This is a genomic window from Paucilactobacillus nenjiangensis (assembly GCF_005405445.1).
GTDB classification, from domain to species: domain Bacteria; phylum Bacillota; class Bacilli; order Lactobacillales; family Lactobacillaceae; genus Paucilactobacillus; species Paucilactobacillus nenjiangensis.
In genome coordinates, this window is record NZ_BJEB01000031.1 from 1 (window position 1) to 23,737 (window position 23,737).

Sequence of the window (23,737 nt, forward strand, 5' to 3'; positions counted from 1 at the left end):
GCCTTCAAGTTTGGCCCGTCCTACTGCTGCATCAGGCGACCAACCATCTTGACGCAAATGAGTCGTAAAATAGTCGATAAAATCAGCGACACCGACGAGTTTCAAAGGTCGATGACAGTGGGCTCGATTAGCTTCGTACTTAGCTTGTGCTGTTTCTGGTGAGTATACAGCGTAATATTGGCGTTGACCATTCACTTTTTTTACTTGGTCGATCTCGCCGCGGCACAATTCATTATTGATTGTTTGATGACAAACATTAAGCGCTCTGGCAATTGCACGATTGGAATAGCCTTGGCTGTGTAGCGTAGCAATTCTGCCTCGTTCAAACGAAGTTAGGTGCTGACCTTTTTTTCTGACTGTGGTATTCTGTTCTTGCATCAAGACAATAACCTCTTTCATTGTTTGTGTAGGAACATCAATGATAACAGAGATTTGTCTTGGTGTTTTTTATTTTATCAATTAGCTAAAAGTATTTGGCTAACTTGATTATAAAACGCGCGGTTAAAAAATTCGAAACAAAAACAATCAAAAAATTAGGTTGTAATGGTGGGCTGGCCTTTGATCGTAATAATAAGGATTTATTAGTTTAGAAAGTTGATTTGTCGTTTAAATTTACGTAACTATTTAGTACACAATGAAAATCATACTCTTCATATTCATATCAAGATTTGTCGATTATTACTAAAGGCCACGAACTTTTAGTTATCGACTTTATTATTTCACTGAAGTTCATAGAATTTCAGCTGATTTTCAGGAAAAATAGTATGTTTTTTATCCACATAGGGAAAGATTTGCAAATTAATGATACAAAAAAGCGCGCCCTGATAGGTCGCGCTTTTTGTATATGGAGACAAATCAGTCGATTAACTGATTCTCTCTTAAATTATTTCCTAGAATTCAGGCACAATTTTGATTTGATAATTTTTAGTTTCATTAGCACGTAAGGTTACATCACCAAAGTTAGCGTGGTGAGGTGTATCTGATAATGTTTGCATTTCCAAAGCAACGGCTTGGTATGGATGACCAACACCATTTTCATAAGTTGCGTCAGAGTTAAATGAGTTAGCCGTGAAGATTACTAGTCCATTACGATCTGAATAGAGCTTGATTGAACGGCCACTATCTTTGTCAGTCAAAGTAGCAATTTCTTCATCACTGTCAGGGTTAACAACTAAGATATCATCAAAGCCTTTTTCATCGGTATTTGACATACCTTCGATTGCATCCTTAAACAAAGTTGGTTTGCTGAAGTCAAATGGAGTTCCAGCATTTACTAGCAAGTTACCAGTGGGAATTTTTTCATTGTCAAATTCCAAATGTGAACCTGAGTTAGCTTGGAAAGTATGGTTAAGGATGTCAGCACCACCGTCTGACAAGTTCCAGTATGCATGACTCGTTGGGTTGAACAAGGTGTTACCATCAGTTGTTCCGTTGAAGTCAATGGTGACTGAGTTGTCATTGTGGAGCGTATAAGTTACTTTGGCATCTAAGTTACCTGGGAATTTATCGATAGCAGGTGTGAAAGTAAAGCTCAAAGTAATTGAAACTGTGTCAGCTGTTTGATTAGTTTCAGCGTTCCAGATTTGGTTGGCAAATCCGTTAGTACCACTATGAAGACTGTTTTTACCTTCATTTTGCTCAACTTGGTAAGTAGTACCATCAATTTCAAATTGACCATCCTTCAAACGTCCACCAATCCGGCCGACAATCCGGCCTGCAAAGAATGGATTATTGGTGTAATTTTCAATGTTATCAGAACTGAGAAGCAGGTTAACATCACCTTTGGCAGTTGGAACTTTGAATGCTTGCCAGAGTGCAGCGAATGTTAGCACCGAAATGCTAACACCGTTATCGTTAGTTAAAGTATATTTATCAACTGGTTTTGAGTTTGCTTCTCCAAATGAGACTTTTTCAATATTCATGTATGTTTCCTCCATAATTAAGTTGTTGTGGGAATGTAAGCGATTAAATATATTCTACCACTACTTAACAATAATCTAAATAGTGAAGATTAAATAAACAGTATGAAACATTTGAAAGTGCTTGCATTGCATCAAGAACGTTTATATAATTACAATGGTAGTTAGTTTGGTATGTAAACGAACTATTCCGGGTTTGTACATTTTGTTGTATTCAAACTAACTGGGGGATATGGTAGAATTAGAAAGAATATGTAACTAGACGAGGAGCAATTATGACACTTAGAAAAGAAGAGATACGGAGTAACAACGAAAAGTCAGTATTGCAACAAATTTTCATAGATGAACCAATTTCGCGGATCCAAATTTCGCGAAATTTAGGATTGAACAAATCAACGGTTTCAGCCATTTATAATGATTTAAAAGAAAAAGATTTAGTCGTAGAAACTGGTCAAGGTGATAGTTCTGAGGTCGGTGGCCGTAAGCCAGTGATGATTAAAGTCAACAAGGACTACGGGTACACCATTAATTTTGACCTTGGATTTAACCACTTAGATGTGATGGCCAATTATATAGAAGGAACTCCATTTTCCTACGACCGAATTTATACGGTCGGTAAAGACATTCACCAAATGGTCGAGATGTTAATAGAAGAAGCAAAAAAATTAAGTGCCACTCGTGAAGGTTTAATGGGTATTTCTGTAGCGATTCATGGAATTGTCATGGGAACGCAAATCAAATCATCGCCATTTATTGATATGCAAGATGTGGATCTATATCAAGTCTTAACGGACGAATTTGAAGTACCGGTGGTCTTAGAAAATGAAGCCAACTTGGTGGCGATGGCGCAACGCGATTTTTCTAAGTTGTCTGATAAACGATTACACAATATTGTTGTCTTCAGTATCCATAAAGGGATTGGGGCCGGGATTGTTATTGATCATGAAATTTATCGTGGTGAATATGGTGAAGCTGGTGAAGTTGGACGTTCAATTTACTTAGCTGATCCTAACAATCCGGATAAAGGCACTAAGATTGAAGATTTTGCTTCTCAAGATGCAATTATTGAAACGATTCGGACTAATCTCAGCCAACCTAGTTTGGATTTTGCTGGAGTTGCCAAGTTGTATTATCAACAAAACGAAGAAGTAGTTAAATCAGTGGAAGACTTTTGTAGCTATCTTTCAATAATCATTTACAATACAGCGATGGGGTTAAATCCAGAATCAATCTATATTAGTTCTGATCTTGTTGAAAATATCCCAGAAATGGTCCCCGTTTTGAACGCTAAATATAAGATGCGTTCTGGCAATAATTTGATTGAAATCTTTGATATGCCAGGAGCACGTTACTCCTCGATGTTAGGTGGCTGTTCGGCAATTACTCATAAAGCCTTAGCAATGGAAGGTATGGATTTGAAATTTAATTCAGAGTTAAACAAAATACTTTAAATAATGGAAGCTAGCGATAGCTTCTATTTTTTTACCGTCGAAATCAATGTGCAAATAATCACACACGAGGCAAATTTTTGAACTTTTTTGTTGAAAGGGGTTGCAATATAAAATGTAAGCGTTATACTTAATCTTGTAAGTTGGTTGAAACAACAAACTAAATTCAGGAGGCACTTTTAATCATGGCATATTGGAACGTAGACAAAGTCCCTTACGTGGGCACAGACAAATTGGAATCAGGCTTAGGCTTTCATTATTACAACGCTGACGAAGTTATCGGCGGAAAGAAAATGCGTGACTGGTTACGCTTCTCAGTTGCATACTGGCACACATTTGACCAACGCTTAGTCGATAACTTTGGTGACGGAACTGCTATTCGTCCTTACGATAAGTATTCTGATCCAATGGATTTGGCACTTGCAAAAGTTGACTATGCATTCGAATTTTATGACAAATTAGGCGTTGACTTCTTTGCATTCCACGACCGTGATTTAGCCCCAGAAGGCGACACACTTCGTGAAACTAACGCAAACTTAGACAAAGTTGTTGACCGTATCGTTGAATATCAAAAGACAACTGGCAAAAAGGTATTATGGAACACTTCAAACATGTTCGGTAACCCTCGTTTCGTTGCCGGTGCTGCTACTTCACCATTCGCTGACGTATTTGCTTACTCAGCTGCTCAAATCAAGCACAGCTTGGAAGTTGGTAAGCGCGTTGGATCAGAAAACTATGTATTCTGGGGTGGACGTGAAGGTTACGAATCACTTTGGAACACTGATATGAAGTTAGAACAATCACATGCTGCTAAGTTATTCCACTTGGCTAAAGATTATGCTAACGAAATTGGATTCGACGCACAATTCATGCTCGAACCAAAACCAAAAGAACCAATGACACATCAATATGACTTTGATGCTGCTACAACCCTTAACTTCTTGAAGGAATACGGACTTGAAAATGACTTCAAGTTGAACCTTGAAGGTAACCATGCTAACTTGGCTGGTCACACTTATCAACATGAAATCCGTGTTGCTCGTGAAGCCGGTATGTTAGGATCATTGGATGCTAACGAAGGTGACAAGTTAATCGGATGGGATATTGATGAATTCCCATCAAACCTTTACGAATCAGTTGCAGCCATGACTGAAGTTGTTGAAGAAGGACAAATCGGACCTCATGGTGGATTGAACTTTGATTCTAAACCACGTCGTTCATCATTCGAAGCAAATGACTTATTCTACTCACATATCGTTGGTATGGATACATTTGCTGCCGGATTACGTGTTGCATTGAAGATGAAGGAAGACAAGGTTCTTGATAACGTTGTTGCTGACCGTTATTCTTCATACAAATCAGGTATCGGTGCTGATATCGAAAGTGGTAAAGCAGGATTAGCAGAACTTGAAGCCTACACTATTGACAAGACTTCAAAAGAAATTCGTGATGCTACTCACTCAGATCACCTAGAACAAGTTAAAGATACAATTAACCACTACATCATTGACGCTTTGAAATAATCAAAGTATTCTGATGACAAGTTAATATAGGTCAATCATAAGTGGAGGATGGGATGAATATTCCACCCTCCATTTTATTTTATAAATTGAAAGTGAGGAACGGACGATGAGTTATGTACTTGGAGTCGATTTAGGAACTAGTGCCGTTAAAGTTTCTGCAGTTGATCGCAATGGGAACATTGTCGCTCAAGAAAGTTTTGACTATGAATTAAGTAATCCCAAACCTGGATACAGTGAACAAAATCCAGAAGATTGGGTTTCAGCCACAACCGTTTCAATCGTGCGCTTAATTTTAAATGATGGAATTAAACCTGAAGAAATTGAAGGAATTAGTTATTCCGGCCAAATGCACGGATTAGTACTCTTAGATGAAAACAAACAAGTTTTGCGTCCCGCAATCTTGTGGAATGATACCCGGACAACCAAACAACGGGAAGAAATTCTGGACGTGATGGGTGATGAATTTATTGATATCACTCGTAATCAACCATTGGAAGGCTTTACTTTACCTAAAATTTTATGGGTGAAGGAAAATGAACCTAATATTTTTGCGAAAGCCAAGACTTTCTTACTACCTAAAGATTACCTCCGTTACCGGATGACTGGCGAAATTGCTATGGAATATTCTGATGCTGCCGGAACGGTGTTATTAGATGTCGCTAAGAAAGAATGGAGCAAGACGGTTGCCGATAAGTTTGGTATTCCGTTGGACATGTGTCCTCCATTGATTGAATCAATCGGTTTTGCTGGTAACATCTCTGAAAGTTATTCATTATTTGCTGGTCTAACTCAAGACACGAAAGTCTTTGGTGGCGCAGCGGATAATGCAGCTGGAGCAGTTGGCTCTGGAATCTTAGCACCAAATATGGTGATGGCAAGTATCGGGACTTCAGGTGTAGTCCTGAAGTATGATGACAATGCCGATGTTGATTACAAAGGTAAGTTGCATTTCTTTAATCATGCCATTCCAGATAAGTTCTATACAATGGGCGTTACGTTAGCTGCTGGTTACAGTTTAAGCTGGCTAAAGAAGACCTTTGGACCAACCGATGATTTCACGGACTTCGTTTCGAGTGCAGCAGAATCAAAAGTCGGTGCGAATGGACTAGTCTTTACACCTTATATTGTTGGCGAACGGACACCATATGCGGATGCTGATATTCGTGGAAGTTTCATTGGCATTGATGGGACTGATACGCGTTCAGACTTTGTTCGCGCAGTCCTTGAAGGCATTATTTACTCATTTGCTGACATCATGGATATTTTTGATGAAAATGGTCAAGACTTTGACACGGTCGTTTCTATCGGTGGTGGATCAAAGAGTCCACTGTGGTTACAAATCCAAGCTGATATTTTCGACAAGAAGGTCGTAAGTCTTGAAAATGAACAAGGTCCTGGGATGGGAGCTGCCATGTTAGCTGCCGTCGGGTTGGGCTGGTTTGATACCGTTCAAGATTGTGCCGCTGAGTTTGTTCATTTCGGCAAAGTTTATACGCCAAATGCAGAAAATGTTGAGAAATACAAAGCGATGCACAAAATTTACAAACAAGTTTATCCTGCCACTGCCGACATTAGTCATCAATTATTAGACTACCGTCGTAAGTATTAAGATAAATGGTTACGCATTAAGACTGAATGCATCATGATTCAGTCTTTTTTGCGTTGAATTTAAATACTTTGTACTTTTAATATGACAGATGGACGGAATGATGGTAGAATTTACCCAACTAAAATGATGGGGTGATGGAATTGAGTAGTCAAGATGCACTGTTGATAATTGATTATACGAATGATTTTGTGGATGATAAAGGTGCCTTAACCTGCGGTAAACCGGGCCAGTTAATTGCCGACCGAATTATTGAGTTAGCGGATCAAACGTTAGCCGATGGTGGCTGGGTAATTTTGCCAACGGATGTGCATGTACCTAATGATCCCTACCATCCTGAAACTAAATTATTTCCGAGCCATAACGTCAGAGATACTTGGGGCCGGGAATATTATGGTCCTTTAGCAACTTGGTATGAAACCCACAAAGATGATGCTCAGGTTTGGATGATGGACAAAACGCGTTATAGTTCATTTGCGGGCACCAGTTTAGATCTTGATTTACGTGCTCGTCATATTAACCATCTGATTTTAACTGGCGTGTGTACCGATATTTGTGTGCTACACACAGCAGTTGACGCCTACAACCTGAATTATCCAATGACAATTCCAGCATCGGCAGTGGCCGCATTAACCGATGAAGGCCAACAATGGGCATTGGGACATTTTAAAGGTATTTTAGGTGCGGAAGTAATTCAATAAAAATATAATTTCCATTGTAACTGAGCTATTGAACAATTTTTTGTTCAATAGCTTTTTGCATATATTCACAAAAAATAGGGCTATTTATGAATATTAACTGATTTTAATTGAAATAATGAATATATTGGGTGTATAGTTGAATTATTATTAATGCTATGAATGTGAGTAGGAGGTAAACATGGACAGTTCTAATTTAAATCAACGTTACCAACATCCAGCACCAAATATTATGGCGGAAATCACGACCTTAGCCGCTAATGCGACTGACGCCATCGACTTATCAATCGGTGATCCCGATTTTACAACGCCACAGCCAATTATCGATTATGCGTATCAGCAAGCCACAGCGGGGCAAACTCATTATACGGAAGCGAGTGGATTACCTGAACTACGCCAAACAATTAAAGACTATTATCATGATCGATATCAATTAGATTTTGATATTGATCAAATTCGCGCCACTGTGGGAGCTTCACATGCTTTGTATATCACTTTGGGGGCCATTTTAACCCCTGGAGCTGGGGATGAAGTCATCATTTCCCAACCATGTTTCTCGCCCTATGCAGACGAAGTCATCGCCACTGGTGGGGTACCAGTCATTTTAGGTACTAAACCAGAAAATGGGTTTGCGGTCCAAGCGGCAGAAGTCGCTGCACTGATTACCCCAAAGACTAAGGCCATACTACTTAACTCACCCAATAATCCAACCGGAAACGTGATGAGTGATGAGATTGCTCAACAAATCGCTGATTTAGCCATTGAACATGACATGTTTGTACTCACCGATGAAGTTTATGGCGATTTCTTGATGCCAGGCCAACATTTCACGCCATTTGCCACGTTTGCACCGGAAAACACCATCACCTTTGGTAGTATGTCAAAGAGTTTTGCGATGACTGGTTGGCGCATTGGCTACTTAATTGCCCCAGAATATGTCTCGAGCGCCACTCGTTTGGTTAATGAAGGAATTACCTATTCAGCACCAATCTTGTCTCAAGAAGCGGCTATTTACGCAATGAAGCATGCCGATGAATTTGCACCAAAATTTGCTGCTGAATTCCGGGAACGTTTGGAATTTATCGATGCTGCCGTGAAAGAAATTGATTGGTTGGATGTTGCGCCAGTTGAAGGTGGGATTTATGCCTTCGTTGATATCCGTCAGACTGGTTTAAATTCAGTTGATTTCTCTGCAGCTTTATTGAAAAAAACTGGTATCATTGTGATTCCAGGGTTAGCATTTGGCCAGTCAGGTGAAGGCTTCATACGAATTGCCGCCACTCAACCACTGGATGTCATTAAAGAAGCATTTGTCCGCATTAAACAGTTGAACGTCAATGATTTTAAGGAGTAGATCATGAAAATTATTATGTATAGCGTTTTGCCAGAAGAAAAGCCCTATGTAGAAGCTTGGTCAAAAAAGACCGGCAATGAAGTGACCATGTTAGATGTGAGTTTGTCGACGGAAACGGTTGATTTAGCAAAAGGTTACGACGGTATCGATATTCAACAAACGACCAATGTCCATGAACCTGTCGTGTACGAGAAGCTAGCTAGTTTTGGCTTAAAACAATTAACGGCGCGGATGGTTGGGTTTGAGATTATTAATCTTCAAGCAGCCACGGATAATGGCCTAACCGTCACCAATATTGCAGCCTATTCACCACGAGCAATTGCTGAATTAGGGGTTACCCAAGCGATGCGTCTGATTCGTCAATTGGGCTACTTTGATCAACGGATGGCCGAAGGAAACTTCTTATGGCACGGGATGATTAGCCAAGAAATTCATAATTTAACCGTTGGAATTATTGGTGCCGGTCATATTGGTGGCGCCAGTGCGCAAATTTATACCGCCTTGGGTGCGAAAGTTTTGGCTGTTGATCCAGCATATAACGTTGAACTGGAACCATATTTGGAATATACGGATTTGGACACGGTGCTGACGCAATCAGATATTGTGTCAATTCACACGCCATTGCAAGACGATACGGTCAATATCATTAATGCAGACACGTTAGCTAAAATGAAATCGACAGCGTACTTCATTAACATGGCACGTGGAGGCCTAGTAGATACACCAGCCTTGATCAAGGCCTTGCAGAATCATGAAATCGCGGGGGCTGCCTTGGATACGTTGGCGGATGAAACAGAATTCTTCGAACAACAAGTTGATCCAGCAACCGTACCAGATGATTATAAAACCTTAAAAGCAATGCCAAATGTAATGATTACACCACATTCCGCCTTCTTTACAAACACGGCCATCAGAAATATCGTTGAAATCGGACTTAACGATGTTGTGACTTTGGTCAATGGTGGGAAGAGTCGCAACGCATTAAATTAACAAACTTTGTACAATCTATAACTGATGGTTATTCAGCATGCTTGGGATAACCATCAGTTTTTTTCGGCCAACAATTATGGTAATTCTCCTTAAAATTTAATATACTTATATTTGGACTCAAATCGGGGAGAGAAAATATGATAGCAGCAATTGTAATTGTGCTACTGGCTAGTGCAGTGGGATTAGGAAGCTTGATTGTTGCGCAAGTAATCAAGCAAAAATTAGCATTTAATACTGGAGACAATGTTCTGGGTTTTGGGATTGGTTTCATCACGGACTTCTTAGATACTTTAGGAGTCGGGAGTTTCGTTACCACCACGACTTTATTTCAGTGGACCAAGTATCTGGATGATGAACGCAAGTTACCAGGAACGATGAATATGGCTCATGCCATTCCAACGATTGTTGAAGCGCTTTTCTTCGTGACGGCAGTCGATGTGGATATTACGACGTTAGTGTCAATGGTGTTAGCGTCTGTGATTGGTTCGGTGATTGGTAGTGAAGTTGTCGTCCGGCTTGATAAAGTCATGATTCAAAAGACAATGTCGGTGGCATTGATTGCAACGTCAATTTTGATGGCCATCAATAAAATGGGCTGGATTTCAATTATTGCTGTACACAATAATGCACTAGGGTTAACTGGAGCAGCCTTAGTAGTTGGAGTAATCGGAAACTTTATTTTGGGGATGCTGATGGCAGCTGGCGTAGGTTTGTATGCTCCTTGTATGGTTTTAGTCTATTTCTTAGGACTCAAACCCATTGCGGCTTTTCCAATCATGATGCTCTCTTGTGCACTCTTAATGCCGGCTTCAAGTGTTAATTTCATGCGCACCAATCGTTATTCATTGCGAGGTGTTTTTGGTTTTATTTTAGGCGGGATTATTGGGGTTGTGATTGCGGCGACAGTAGTTAAAAGCTTATCGCTCGAAGTGCTCGGATGGTTAATCGTCGTGGTCAGTTTCTGGACTTCATATCAACTATGGAGATCGGCGAAAGCAACTGAAAAAATTATGAAATAAATTAAATAATAAGTGTGACTTAAGTCGGGTAAATCATCGATGATTTGACTTATAGAGTTCATTCAAAAAAAGGGGCCGTTGAACACAACGTTAGTTATGTTCGACGGTCCCTTTATTAGTTCTTATTTCGCAGTTTTTATTAAATGCAATTTTATTGCAGTCAGAATTACGCGCAATAAGTCAGCAATTTCCGTTTAGTTACGAACAACGTAAATAAGAAGTGCACTTATATCCATTGTTCTAAACTAATACTCGATTGCACCCGGCTTATTTTGCAGCTTTTCTTATAATTCATATTCCGCCAATCGTTGATAATCAGCGGCAGATAATTCAACTTCAATTTGAGTGCCTTCAGCCACGTAATCAGTATTGATTACACTGGCATTGTCATTGAGATAAGTGACAACGCTACCCTCAGTAAAAGGTATTAAAAGCGTGGTCGTGACGAAATCTTTGAATAACGATTTTTTAATCAGGTCGGTTAACATGTCGAGTGATTCTGGTTGAATCGCAGACATGACGATTTGGGTATCACCTTCCAAAGTGGGATAGGTGATTTCCATTTTATCGGCCTTGTTAAAAATGTTAATCATTGGAATGTCTTTGATGCCAATGTCTGCCAGGGTGTCGGCAGTAGTTTCCATCATATCTTTATAATGTGCATCCGAATAATCAATAACTTGTAGTAATAAGTCCGCTTGGGACGCTTCGGCTAAGGTTGACTTGAAAGATTCAACCAAGTTATGAGGTAGTTTGCTGACAAATCCAACTGTATCACTGAGTAAAAATTGTTTTTGATCAGGTAAAGTTAAACGACGGACACTAGTATCCAAAGTAGCAAATAACATATCTTTTTCAAAGACTTGCTTATCTTCATCGACCCCAAATTTACGGACTAAGCCGTTCATGACGGTTGATTTACCAGCATTCGTATAACCAACTAAAGCGACCATTGGCATTTGGTTCTTAATCCGTTGTTGGCGGCGAGTAACGGCCGATTTATTGATTTCATCTAATTCACCACGTAAATGTGTGATTGAATTTTCGATGGTTCGCCGATTCATTTCCAGTTTAGTTTCACCAGAACCACGGTTGGTAAAGCTCCCGCCACCGGCACCAGTTTGTTGATCCAAACTTTGATTGGCACTAGTGCGTAGACGAGGTAAACGGTACTTAAGTTGTGCAATTTCAACTTGTAGTTTAGCTTCTTTTGATTGGGCCCGTTTGGCGAAAATTTCGAGAATTAACGCAGTTCGGTCTAATAAACGTGCTCCGGTTGCGGCTTCCAAATTTCTAATCTGGCTGGGGCTTAGTTCGTCATTGGTCACAATTGTATGCACGTCTAATGACCGTACAGTTTCTGTCAATTCGTCGACTTTACCCTTACCAAAGTAAGTAGCTGAATTAGGTCGATCCAAATTTTGAACCAAACGATCTTTCACTTCCATATTGTTGGCTTTGACTAATTCGGCCAATTCATTCATGGAGTATTCGAAATTTAATTGACTGTTATTCAAGCCAGCGATGATGACTGATTCAATTGGTGGCATTGTATCCATATATGAGTGTCCTCGGATTCCATTTTTATTTTGGTAATGAAACTTGATTAAAAAATTCAACCTTGGTTTCACTAGGAGTGAGCAAGAATTTAGTGATGCTCCCGTTTACCGGTGAACTGGTTGGATTGTATTCTGGTGCAAAGCGACTGACTAACGAGCGAATCGTCGTCCCATGTGAGACCACCAAAACGTTGGTGTTATCTGGTTGTTGACGAAGTAACGCAAGCCCTTCATCCATCCGTGCTTGGAAAGTAGCATCGTCTTCAGCGTCACCAAAGGTATCAGCGTCAGCGATAATGTCACGTGTTTTTTCGATAGTTAAACCCGCAATCATTTCTTCAAAAGTACTGTATCCATGAGGTCGCCCAAGATAGTTCCAGGTAGAAGGGCCATCTGCTCCTTCAAAGTAACCAAAGAATTCTTCTCGGAAGAACTTGCTAGGGATTGGTTGGGTCAGCGCTGAATGATTTTCAACTAAAATTGATTTGGCCGTGGCGATTGTTCGAGATAAATCACTACTAAATGCAGCGTCGAATTGAACAGGCGCCAGTGCCTTACCTGCGCGGGTCGCGTCAGCAATGCCTTTTTCGGTTAGTGGGGCGTCCGACCAGCCTTGGAGACGATTATATTTGTTGAGATAGGTTTGTCCATGTCGAACAAAATAAACATTGATTGCCATAAGAAAATACCCCTTTATTTATCTTTTTTACTACACGTCAAGTGTACCACAATGATAAGTTAGGGGTATGGTTACAGCATGTTTCGGTCAATCACTTTGCGACGGATAAATTTAACAATCCATAAGCAAATTGCGGGTAGCATGGTGGCAAATGCAATTCCAATGATGACAAACGATAAGTGATTTTTCACCAGCGGAATCGTGCCAAAGTAATAACCCAAGATACTGGCAATGGCGACCCATAGACTGACACCGGCCAAGTTAGCCAGCATAAATTTTTTGAAACTAAATTTAGATGTTCCGGCCACTAGTGGCACGAAAGTCCGAATCACTGGCACAAAACGACCAAAGATAATCGCTTTCCCGCCATGTCGTTTAAAGAACGCCTCCGCCTTGACGACATTTGGACCCATCACGCGGCGGCGGAAGAATTTCCACTTCATCAAAGTCTTACCGATATGGTAATTAACAATATCGCCACACACCGCGGCTACAAAAAAAGTGAGCACCAGTGGCACAATTTTTAATGAAGAGCCAGGGATGGCTGATAAGGTACTCGTGACAAAAATTAGTGATTCGCCAGGGAGCCAGGGGAAAATGACTAAGCCAGTTTCCATAAAGGTGGATAAAAATAGTACCATGTAGCTCCACGGTCCCAGCCAGGTGATGACTGACATGATAATATCTTCAATGTGCGTAAATACATAAATTACTTGATCCATGTCAATCCTCCCTCAGGTGCAGATTTATTACCCTTAGTTTAAATTTCTCAGTTCGAAAAAACTACTAATTTATACTATTTTTAGCAATCTGGACATAACTTTGGATATTCTTTAATAATAATTTGAAAGCGGTGTAATTAAAATGCTATAATTGTACAATTAAAAAGCCACGGGGAGGTAAAGATAGATGACTGATTCAATTGAACAATACGAACAAAATCATCTCGACGAGGTAATTGGGAAAATTCAGGCCGCGGCCAAAAAGACTGAGCAAAATATCAACACCGCCGATAAGGATGTTGAAGATATTGGCAAACAGTTTAATGACATCAAAATTAACGGTACGACCTATAGTGGAATGGTTGAAACGGCGATGTCCGTGCGACAACAACAACAGATGTTGGAACAACGGGAAACTAGTCGTTCACACGCGGAACGCAATCTGCAAACCTTAACCAAACTTGAAAAAACACCTTATTTCGCCCGGATTGATTTTCATGAAGAAGGCGAAGATAGCGACGAAACTATCTATATTGGGCTCGCATCATTTACTGATCGTCCAGATCATTTTTTGGTCTATGATTGGCGTGCACCAATTTCCAGTATTTATTACGATGGTGGACTAGGAAATATTAGTTACCAAACGCCAGATGGGGTCCAAGAAGTTGACGTCAAATTGAAACGTCAATTTCAAATTGCTGATGGTGTGATTGTAACGATTTATGATACCGATGAAACCGTTGGTGATCAAATGTTGTTAGAAGCGTTGGGTACGCATTCTGATACCAAAATGAAGAGCATTGTCACCACCATTCAACAATCACAAAATAAAATTATTCGAAATACCAGCGCCGAACTTTTATTTGTCCAAGGGGCAGCCGGTTCTGGGAAGACAGCGGCCGTTCTGCAACGAATTGCTTGGCTACTATACCGTTATCGCGGCAATTTGAACGCCGGACAAGTTATTTTATTTTCACCTAACCAGTTATTTAATGATTATATTAATCAAGTGTTACCTGAACTTGGTGAACATAACATGGTGCAAATGACGTACTTCCAATTTGCGAACCGGCGTTTACCAAACATTCAAGTCCAAACGCTGCAACAACGATTTGAAAATGATCAAACCAAAACTGATTCCAATATTACGCGGATGGAAACAAGTCTCGGTTTCTTCAACGCCACCAACCGGTATGCTCATCATCTTGAAAAAGAAGATATGAAATTCCGGAACATTATGTTCAATGGCAAAGTGTTCTTTAGTCGAGAAAAAATTGAGGAACTCTATTATTCCTTCAATCAAAATTATCACTTGTCGAATCGCTTGGATGCGACGAAAGAAGAATTGGTCCGGTTATTAAATCATCGGGTTAGTTCAGAAATCCGGACTAAGTGGGTGGAAGAAGAAGTTCAAAACCTAACTAAGCAAGAAATTGATGGCTTGTTTGGAGATCAACCACGAGAATTTGATTCAGCAGATAAGGAATTTACATTCTTAGCCCGTCAATTAGTTTTAAAAGCCTTTAAACCAATTAAAAAGGCAATCGATCACAATCGTTGGTTGAACATCAATGCCCAGTTTATTCATTTCAAACGGGTGGCCCCACATTTGGTGAACCTTGAAAAGTATGGTTTAACCAAAGAAGATTGGGACAACCATGTGGCCGTGAATTACGATCAGTTGAAGGAACGCCGTTTAACCGCTAATGATGTGACAATTTATTTATACTTGTATGACTTAATCACCGGTAAAAAGGGTGAACGAGATATTCGTTATGTCTTTATTGATGAAGTTCAAGACTATGATGCATTCCAATTAGCCTATTTGAAATTTAGTTTCCCACGGGCCAAATTCACCTTGTTAGGTGATTTGAACCAAGCCATTTTCACCAAGGAAAATAGTCGGTCATTATTAGCGCAGTTGAACACGATGTTTGACCCCGATAAGACGGAAGTTGTGCAGTTAACGAAGTCGTATCGTTCGACGAAAGAAATTACCGAATTTACGAGAGCTATTTTAACCAATGGTGAGGCGATTGAACCGTTTGAACGGACTGGAGCTAAACCGCGTGTCTTGATTGAAGATACTGAAGGACAAGCTGTCACGAGCTTGATTGGGGCCTTAAAGGATGCTAGTTCTGAAGACGATACCAGCGCGATTATTGGTAAAACGTTAGAAGACAGCGAGCGGATTTACGAAGAATTATTGGCGCGTGGTGTTAAAACGACCTTGATTCGGACTGAAAATCAACGACTCGCTAAAGGCACGTTGGTGATTCCATCGTTCTTGGCCAAGGGACTCGAATTTGATTCCGTGATTATCTGGGATGCTAATGCCCAGAAATATGCTGAAGAAGATGAACGCCAATTACTCTATACGGTTTGTTCACGTGCCATGCATGCGTTGTGCTTGGTCGGTGTTCAGACGATGACACCATTACTTGATCAAGTGCCAACTAATTTATACGACACAATCTAATTTGAAAACTTAAACATCACTTCGGTGGTGTTTTTTGTATGAACTGAGAAAGTTACGTGCGTAAATTGAGAATTAATCGTGAATGACCAATTTGAATGATGGTTCCGCCTAATTCTTTGGTGTTCTAAATAGTTTAAGGTATAATTTCAGTAATTAATAAAATCATCCGTTCGGTTTATGAACAAAAGGTAAACATTTTGGAAATATTTCGAGAATAAATTGTCTTCTATTGGGAATAGAGTAATATGAAATATGGTGATTTTAAGATTAATGGAGGGAAAATTATGAGCAGTGTGTTGCAGAAATTAAGATCTGGTCTGAACACAAGATTAGGATTTTTCACGCTCACAGTAATTTTATTTGCAATTAAGAGTTACTGGGCGTATAGCACCAAGTTTGCGCTTGGTGTTACGGGGGGGATGCAACAGTTTTTGTTGGCGTTCAATACTATTCCCGGAGCACTAATTTTTCTGGGTATTGCACTGTATTTTCGTGGTCGCTTAGCCTATTGGTTAATGTCGATTTTAAATGGATTACTCTCTATGTGGCTCTTTGCCAATATCCTTTATTATCGAGAGTTTTCGGACTTTATCACGTTTAGTATTATTAAAAGCTCTGGATCAGCATCGAACAACTTAGGAAAAAGTATTGCAGGAATTTTCCACTTTACGGATTTGTTTGTGTTCGCCGATGTAATCTTGATTATTATTGTCTTAGCCTTCCACGTCATTCGAATTGATACGCGTTATTTCAAACGCCGTTATGCCGCAATTATTACCTTGCTTGGGGCCTTGTTGTTTGGGGTTAACTTAGGTATGGCTGAATCTGATCGTTCAGGTTTATTGACGAGAACCTTTGATAACAACTATTTGGTTAAGTACCTGGGCATACAAGCCTATACGGTTGTGGATGGTGTCAAAACGACCCGGAACAGCGCGATTAAGGCGAACGCCAATACGAAAGACTTAACGCCGGTTTTGAATTTCTTAAAATCTAATCGAGTCAATGGCAACATTGAGTACTCAGGCGTGGCCAAAGGTAAAAATGTCTTTATTATTCATTTGGAAAGTCTCCAGCAATGGGTGATTGACTATAAAGTGAATGGTGAAGAAGTGACTCCATTCTTGAACAGTATTTATCACTCAAGTGATACCTTGTCCTTTGATAATTTCTTCCATCAAGTGGGACAAGGAAAAACGTCTGATGCTGAATTAATGTTGGAAACGTCAATGTTTGGTTTACCTGAAGGGTCAGCGATGAGTGTCGATGGGACCAGCAATACCTTCCAAGCTGCGCCAGCAATTTTGGCTCAAGACCAAGGATATACTAGTGCTTCATTCCATGGGGATGTGCCTAGTTTCTGGAACCGGGATAATACTTATAAGTCTTGGGGCTATGATTACTACTTTAGTAAATCTTACTTCCCAGAAATTAAGGATTATGACGCCGGTTATGGGATTAAAGATAAAATTTTTATGGCCAGTTCAATGCAGTATATTCAGCAATTACCACAACCATTCTATGCAAAATTGATTACGGTAACCAACCATTATCCATATATTCTTGATTCCAAGAATAAGTCAATTGATGCCTTGAAGACTGGTGATTCAACCGTTGATCCATACGTCCAAACGGCTCATTATCTAGATGAATCAATTAAGGAATTCTATAGTTACCTGGATAAAACTGGGTTACGGGACAATAGTATGGTGGTACTGTATGGTGATCATTACGGTATTTCCGACAATCATAAGTCGGCCATTGCTCAAATATTGGGTAAGAACAGCGTCGATAACTATGATCTAGCGATGTTCCAGAAAGTGCCGTTCATGATTCAAATGCCTGGTTTAAAGGGTGGTATCAATCACACTTATGGTGGTGAAATTGATGTGCTCCCAACGATTGAAAACTTGCTGGGCATTGATTCCAGTCGCTTTGTTCAATTTGGTCAAGACCTGTTGTCAACGAGTCGTAATCAAATTGTTTCCTTCCGTGATGGTGATTTTGTCAGTCCAACTTACACGAAGTATGGTGGGACAGTCTACAACACCAAGACTGGTAAGGAGATTAGCAGTCCAACCAGCGAACAAACTACGGCCATTAATAAGATTCAGAAGTATGTAACCACAGAATTAAACATGTCTGATAAAGTCGTCAATGGTGATCTATTAAGGTTCTACCATCCAAAGGGCTTCACCAAAGTTAATAAGAAGAATTACACTTATAATTTGGAGAAATCACTTCAAAAACTTGCAAAAGCTAAAAAAGAGAAGAAAACAAGTATTGAAACAGAAAATGGTGGCTCTACCTTGTCAGATTACACCACCGATGCACCGGAATTAGACGGTAAAAACATTGGTGAATACACATTCCCAACCGCTGCTTCGGCAGATAACTAACCGTTAACAAATCGTAACGAGATTCAGCTCAATTGAACTGGATTTCGTTATTTTTGTATCATGATTTAGTTTTGACAGTAAAGCCGATTTTTCCTCACTGAAAAGCTGACAATGTATGTTATTATTAAAAGCGAAAATATATCGGAAGAGGCCCAATTAATGGAAGAGTTAATAAACTACTATCACTTTGATCGTGATCAGTGGCGACAATTTTATTCGAACGACAGAATTGAAATCAGTCAAAATAGCTTGAACCAAATTAAAGCCTTTAGTGACCGCATTTCAGTTCGAGATGTGGATGAGGTGTTCTTACCTCTCACTAAATTAATTAAATTAAGATATCAACAATATTTAAACTGGCAAGAAGAAAAGACCGATTTTCTGCAACTGCCACAAAAACGGGTGCCGTTCATTCTAGGGATTGCAGGATCAGTCGCAGTGGGAAAAAGTACCTCCGCCCGGTTGTTAGCGAAATTGCTAGAGAAGTTCTTGCCTGATGCCAAAGTCGATTTGATTACGACCGACGGATTTTTATATCCTAACCAGGTATTGAAAGATAAAGAAATCATGAACCGCAAAGGGTTTCCGGAATCCTACGACATGGAGAAACTATTAACGTTCTTAAATGACCTGAAGGCCGGCGTTGATTCAGTACAACTGCCGGTTTATTCGCATCAAATTTATGACATTGTCCCTGACGAGATGCAAACGTTGGAAAAGCCGGATGTTTTGATTGTTGAAGGGATTAACACGTTACAGTTACCTAGTAATGAACTACTCTACATCAGTGATTTCTTTGATTTTTCATTGTACGTTGATGCTGATCCACGCTTGATTGAGCAGTGGTTCTTGGAACGATTTGGGATGTTACTGGATTCAGCTTTTAAGGATCCAACCAATTATTATTACTCACTAGCGATTGGTGATCGTAACGTGGCGTTTGAACATGCGAAGAAAATTTGGCGTGAAATTGATTACACCAACTTGCGCGAATTTATCCTTCCAACCCGGAATCGGGCGGACGTCATTTTACACAAAACTAAGCATCATCAGATTGATGACATTTATTTAAGAAAATAAATGAAGAAATTCTCATAAAGATTGACCCACTAGGATAAAACACGTAAAATAAATTCATTGTTAAATAAAAAATAAGGGGTGGCAATTGTTGGCAAATATAAATCTTGATGCGTTCGATAAAATCGTTGTACTTGACTTCGGTAGTCAATACAATCAGCTCATTACCAGACGAATTCGTGATTTTGGTATTTACTCAGAGTTAATGTCTCATAAAACTACCGCTGAAGAGTTGAAGAAACTCAATCCAAAGGGAATTATTTTTTCTGGTGGACCAAACAGTGTTTATGACGAAGGTGCATTTACAGTTGATCCTGAAATCTTCAATCTCGGAATCCCTGTATTAGGTATTTGTTACGGAATGCAATTAATGGCAAACACACTTGAGGGTGGCGCAGTTGAAAAAGCTGACAACTCTGAATATGGTCATGCTGATATTGAAGTAACAGACGAGAATGCAGTTATGTTTGCTGGAACACCCAAAAAGCAATACGTTTGGATGAGCCACGGCGATTTAGTTACCAAGGTACCAAATGGCTTTAAAACGGTTGCGACAAGTATTAACTGTCCAATTACTTCAATGGCGGATGATGAACGTAAATTCTACGGTCTGCAATTCCATACTGAAGTCCAAAACACCGAATACGGTTCACAAATCTTGCACCACTTTGCCTTTGATGTTTGTGACGCAACTGCTAACTGGTCAATGGATGATTTCATTGACGTGCAAATTGCTGATATTCGTGAAAAAGTTGGCGACAAGAAAGTGCTTCTTGGCTTGTCTGGTGGGGTTGATTCCAGTGTCGTTGGAGTTTTGCTCAACAAGGCAATTGGTGACCAATTAACTTGTATCTTTGTTGATCACGGTTTACTCCGTAAGAACGAAGCACAAGAAGTCATGGATAGCTTAGCTGGTAAATTTGGCTTGAACATCATCAAAGTGGATGCTCAAGAACGTTTCTTAAGTAAATTGGCTGGTGTGAGTGATCCTGAAAAGAAACGTAAGATTATTGGCAACGAATTTATCCAAGTCTTTAATGACGAAGCAAGTAAGTTACACGATATTGATTTCTTAGCTCAAGGCACGCTGTATACCGACGTGATTGAAAGTGGAACTGATACCGCACAAACCATCAAGTCTCATCATAATGTTGGTGGACTTCCTGACGATATCCACTTTACCTTGATTGAACCATTACGGAGCTTATTTAAAGATGAAGCCCGTGAATTGGGTGAAAAGATGGGGATGCCTTACGAATTAGTATGGCGTCAACCATTCCCAGGTCCTGGTCTTGGAATTCGTGTTATCGGTGAAATTACCGATGAAAAACTAGAAATTGTCCGTGAAAGTGATTATATTCTTCGCGAAGAAATCAAAAAAGCTGGCCTTGATAAAGAAATCTGGCAATACTTTACTGTTTTACCAGGAATCAAGAGTGTCGGTGTCATGGGTGATGGTCGGACTTACGATTACACCGTTGGTATCCGTGCCGTAACTTCGATTGATGGAATGACTTCTGACTTTGCTCGTATTCCTTGGGATGTCTTACAAGATATCTCAGTTCGAATTGTTAATGAAGTAAAGCAGGTTAACCGGATAGTGTACGATGTTACGAGTAAGCCACCTTCGACAATTGAGTGGGAATAAACCCATTACTAGAATTGATATTAAAATAATGGTATAAAGGCGTTTTGAATTTATGGAAATAGGTTCAAACTCCGCCAACTCCGCTAAAAAAATAAAATGCTCCGCCAAAACTCCGCCAAAATTGGCGAAGGACTGTTGGTAAAGTTCATAAGAAAGTCGCTAGGGGTTCGTCCACTAGTGGCTTTTTGCGTATATAGAGTGTCTCGTTGGTAAATTAAACCTGTTATAATAAAAGCGATATAGAGCGTCAAAGAGTGAGTAAAAAATAATCTTGATAGAAACGGAGATATGTTACCCATGAGACCAGACCAGACTAGAAAATAATTTTGATAGTTTAATTGCCCAAATTGACAAAAGTGCTAACGGTGTACAACGTAATCGCGGCACGATGTTTGAAGAAGTTGTTAAGTCGTACCTACTTAACGAACCAGTATATAAGAATCTGTACGATGATGTGTGGCTATTAAGCGAAGTTCCCGCCGAATACCATATTCCTAAGAAAGACCTTGGCGTTGATCTTGTGGCTCGTCACCGCGATTCTGATGAGTTAACCGCCGTACAGGCTAAGTATTATCACGGCAAAGTTGGCAAGGATACCATCAATAGTTACGTTGCTTAACTGAACAAAAATTACTATGCAGACGGCCTATTAGTCGCCACCACGGACGACTGGAACAAAAACGCCGAAGCGGCTTTGGATGATGGCTGTAAGGATATTAACCGCATTGGGTTGTCTGACCTCAAGCACTCTAGCTTCGACTGGTCGCAATTCAGTTTTGGCAATGCAGAAAAAGCAATTACTGCCAGTCATAAACAACCAATGGCGTACCAAAATGAAGCCATTGATAAGACCGTGGCTTACTTTGATGAGCATGAACGCGGTAAATTAATTATGGCTCCCGGGACTGGGAAGACCTTCATTAGTCTCAAGATTGCGGAAGCCATGGCTGCAAATGAACAGAAGCAAGACTATTTTGTGTTGTATCTGGTGCCAAGTATCCAGTTATTGTCTCAGACTTTGTTCAGCTGGGATAAAGCCTTAACGTATGCCAAAATTGATCTTGGTGGTGCTCATCGAAGCAATAATCCTGCACAAGTACGTGATTTAGGTCAAATGGCCATGGAATTGCTCAATTTAGTTGATACTGATGGCATTGATCCGCAAATCACTGAAATTATTTCAGCACATGAAATAGTAAATGGATTGAAAAAAATTAAGTCACATCAGGTATTAGGCAAAATCGTGGCAACTTTTTAACACGTGGCCGCCAGATTACGAATAATGAGGATAGCTATGAATATTAATGAATGGCCAAAAATATTTCAACGAGAAACGTTTTCGTTTAAAGTATTAAAACAACAATTAAGTGAATCAGAAATTGAAGCAATTAAAGTTGATTACAAATTAATTTGGAATGACTGGAAAAGTGCTAATTTACAAACAGCGGCGAAACTAGATTTGGGAAAACTGAAAATTGAAAGTTGGACCAATGGTTGGAAAATTCGAGATCACTTTTGGACCTGTTATCGAATCGGGGATGTTAATCCCTGCATCGGAGTGCTCGTCAATCGACAACAATTGCAGGTTTATTTAATGTTTCAAAATTATAAAAGCGAAACACGATTAGGAATACCAACCCAATACCAATCAGCAGTTAATCAACAACTGACAAACTGGCAACGAACGGTCAATTCAGCCGAATATTATGTTTGGCCTGCCAGTCAATCTGAATTGGAACCACATCAAAGATTGGACCAATATCAAGAGAGTGATGAACCGTTGATGATTGGCAAAGTGTGGTATTTTCCATTAGCAGCAGAGTTCAATTTTGAACAAGAAGTTTCAAAAGCAGTAAGTGAATTATTGCCATTGTATCGAGAAGTTATTGGAAGCCTGGAGGTAGCGGCTGATGAATGAGTTTGACCAAATTTTTAATGCGATTAAAAATGATCCAGATAACGCAGACTTCACTTCACAAGGGATTGAACCGCTGTACTATGCTGGTCAAAAAGCAAAAATCAATATCGTTGGTCAAGCACCAGGGCGTAAAGCACAAGAGACAAAAATCTTTTGGAATGACGTTAGTGGCGTGAGGTTACGCGAGTGGATGGGTGTGTCTGATGATGAATTTTATCAATCAGGTGAAATTGCGGTGGTGCCGCTAGATTTTTATTATCCTGGGAAAGCTAAAAGTGGTGATTTACCACCACGCAAGGGTTTTGCAGAAAAATGGCATCAGCCATTATTAGATTTAATGCCAAATATTGAATTAACATTATTAGTCGGAAGCTATGCGCAACGTTATTATTTGGACCTAGATTCTAAGGCAACGTTGACCCAGACAGTAATGGATTATCAAAAATATTTGCCCAAATTTTTTCCGTTAGTTCATCCGTCACCACTAAACTATGGGTGGTTAAAAAAGAATCCTTGGTATGAACAAGATGTTTTACCAGCTTTGAAACAACAAATTGATCATATTTTAAGATAAGTAATGCAGAAGGGCGCTGCGACAAAACGAATGTTTTGGATGACAGTGCTTTTATATGAAACAAAATAAATTTACGGCGCACTAAAACAAAAGTACCCATAAATTTGAAAAAAATGTATAATTTA

General features: G+C 39.7%; 19 protein-coding genes and 1 pseudogene. 15 read left to right on the forward strand and 5 right to left on the reverse strand.

Features of this window, described 5'->3' with window-relative positions:
- Positions 1 to 378, reverse strand: a 378-nt coding sequence (locus FFM59_RS05760) for a helix-turn-helix domain-containing protein (protein WP_443094094.1), incomplete at its 3' end; no start/stop codon positions are given.
- A 512-nt stretch (positions 379 to 890) separates the two neighbouring features.
- On the reverse strand, positions 891 to 1,922 hold the full coding sequence (locus FFM59_RS05765) for an aldose epimerase family protein (RefSeq protein ID WP_137602102.1): 1,032 nt from the start codon (positions 1,920 to 1,922) through the stop codon (positions 891 to 893).
- Positions 1,923 to 2,194: 272 nt separating this feature from the next.
- Here FFM59_RS05765 and FFM59_RS05770 point away from each other — a divergent pair, with 272 nt between their 5' ends.
- From FFM59_RS05770 to FFM59_RS05800, 7 genes are all read left to right on the forward strand, one after another.
- Positions 2,195 to 3,370 carry an ROK family transcriptional regulator gene (locus FFM59_RS05770; RefSeq protein ID WP_137602103.1) on the forward strand — a complete coding sequence of 392 codons (1,176 nt, stop codon included), beginning with the start codon at positions 2,195 to 2,197 and terminating at the stop codon, positions 3,368 to 3,370.
- A gap of 182 nt (positions 3,371 to 3,552) precedes the next feature.
- Positions 3,553 to 4,890: a xylose isomerase gene (gene xylA / locus FFM59_RS05775; RefSeq protein WP_137602104.1), complete on the forward strand. Its 1,338-nt coding sequence runs from the start codon at positions 3,553 to 3,555 to the stop codon at positions 4,888 to 4,890.
- Between the two features lie 106 nt (positions 4,891 to 4,996).
- Positions 4,997 to 6,499, forward strand: coding sequence for a xylulokinase (gene xylB / locus FFM59_RS05780; protein ID WP_137602105.1), 1,503 nt, complete (start codon positions 4,997 to 4,999; stop codon positions 6,497 to 6,499).
- Positions 6,500 to 6,639: 140 nt separating this feature from the next.
- Positions 6,640 to 7,197, forward strand: coding sequence for a cysteine hydrolase family protein (locus tag FFM59_RS05785; RefSeq protein WP_307722423.1), 558 nt, complete (start codon positions 6,640 to 6,642; stop codon positions 7,195 to 7,197).
- A 178-nt stretch (positions 7,198 to 7,375) separates the two neighbouring features.
- Positions 7,376 to 8,548, forward strand: coding sequence for an aminotransferase class I/II-fold pyridoxal phosphate-dependent enzyme (locus FFM59_RS05790; RefSeq protein ID WP_137602107.1), 1,173 nt, complete (start codon positions 7,376 to 7,378; stop codon positions 8,546 to 8,548).
- A gap of 3 nt (positions 8,549 to 8,551) precedes the next feature.
- On the forward strand, positions 8,552 to 9,538 hold the full coding sequence (locus FFM59_RS05795) for a D-2-hydroxyacid dehydrogenase (protein WP_137602108.1): 987 nt from the start codon (positions 8,552 to 8,554) through the stop codon (positions 9,536 to 9,538).
- A 137-nt stretch (positions 9,539 to 9,675) separates the two neighbouring features.
- Positions 9,676 to 10,557: a sulfite exporter TauE/SafE family protein gene (locus tag FFM59_RS05800; protein ID WP_137602109.1), complete on the forward strand. Its 882-nt coding sequence runs from the start codon at positions 9,676 to 9,678 to the stop codon at positions 10,555 to 10,557.
- Between the two features lie 284 nt (positions 10,558 to 10,841).
- Here FFM59_RS05800 and hflX read toward each other — a convergent pair whose 3' ends face one another.
- From hflX to FFM59_RS05815, 3 genes are all read right to left on the reverse strand, one after another.
- Complete coding sequence (gene hflX, locus FFM59_RS05805; RefSeq protein ID WP_137602110.1) at positions 10,842 to 12,116, reverse strand: GTPase HflX; 1,275 nt, start codon at positions 12,114 to 12,116, stop codon at positions 10,842 to 10,844.
- Positions 12,117 to 12,141: 25 nt separating this feature from the next.
- Positions 12,142 to 12,795 (reverse strand): histidine phosphatase family protein, encoded by a 654-nt coding sequence (locus tag FFM59_RS05810; protein ID WP_137602111.1) that lies wholly within the window; start codon positions 12,793 to 12,795, stop codon positions 12,142 to 12,144.
- 71 nt (positions 12,796 to 12,866) lie between these two features.
- Entirely contained in the window at positions 12,867 to 13,517 is a 651-nt protein-coding gene (locus tag FFM59_RS05815; RefSeq protein WP_137602112.1) for a VTT domain-containing protein, read from the reverse strand.
- 187 nt (positions 13,518 to 13,704) lie between these two features.
- Here FFM59_RS05815 and helD point away from each other — a divergent pair, with 187 nt between their 5' ends.
- The 8 genes and pseudogenes from helD to FFM59_RS05850 all read left to right on the forward strand — a co-directional run bounded on the left by helD (position 13,705) and on the right by FFM59_RS05850 (position 23,612).
- Positions 13,705 to 15,996 carry an RNA polymerase recycling motor HelD gene (gene helD / locus FFM59_RS05820; protein WP_137602113.1) on the forward strand — a complete coding sequence of 764 codons (2,292 nt, stop codon included), beginning with the start codon at positions 13,705 to 13,707 and terminating at the stop codon, positions 15,994 to 15,996.
- A gap of 284 nt (positions 15,997 to 16,280) precedes the next feature.
- The gene (locus FFM59_RS05825) at positions 16,281 to 18,395 is read left to right on the forward strand and encodes an LTA synthase family protein (RefSeq protein ID WP_137602114.1); all 2,115 of its coding nucleotides are present in this window, start codon (positions 16,281 to 16,283) and stop codon (positions 18,393 to 18,395) included.
- A 159-nt stretch (positions 18,396 to 18,554) separates the two neighbouring features.
- Complete coding sequence (coaA, locus tag FFM59_RS05830; RefSeq protein WP_137602115.1) at positions 18,555 to 19,475, forward strand: type I pantothenate kinase; 921 nt, start codon at positions 18,555 to 18,557, stop codon at positions 19,473 to 19,475.
- An 88-nt stretch (positions 19,476 to 19,563) separates the two neighbouring features.
- Positions 19,564 to 21,120: a glutamine-hydrolyzing GMP synthase gene (gene guaA, locus FFM59_RS05835; RefSeq protein ID WP_137602116.1), complete on the forward strand. Its 1,557-nt coding sequence runs from the start codon at positions 19,564 to 19,566 to the stop codon at positions 21,118 to 21,120.
- Positions 21,121 to 21,508: 388 nt separating this feature from the next.
- Positions 21,509 to 21,895, forward strand: a pseudogene (locus FFM59_RS10150) (restriction endonuclease); the annotation flags it as partial.
- 45 nt (positions 21,896 to 21,940) lie between these two features.
- Positions 21,941 to 22,378 carry a DEAD/DEAH box helicase family protein gene (locus tag FFM59_RS10155; RefSeq protein ID WP_225420304.1) on the forward strand — a complete coding sequence of 146 codons (438 nt, stop codon included), beginning with the start codon at positions 21,941 to 21,943 and terminating at the stop codon, positions 22,376 to 22,378.
- A gap of 36 nt (positions 22,379 to 22,414) precedes the next feature.
- Positions 22,415 to 23,038: an HI_0552 family protein gene (locus tag FFM59_RS05845; RefSeq protein WP_170175947.1), complete on the forward strand. Its 624-nt coding sequence runs from the start codon at positions 22,415 to 22,417 to the stop codon at positions 23,036 to 23,038.
- Complete coding sequence (locus FFM59_RS05850) at positions 23,031 to 23,612, forward strand: uracil-DNA glycosylase family protein (protein ID WP_137602118.1); 582 nt, start codon at positions 23,031 to 23,033, stop codon at positions 23,610 to 23,612. Before FFM59_RS05845 ends, FFM59_RS05850 begins: the two co-directional genes overlap by 8 nt.
- Positions 23,613 to 23,737: the final 125 nt, after the last annotated feature.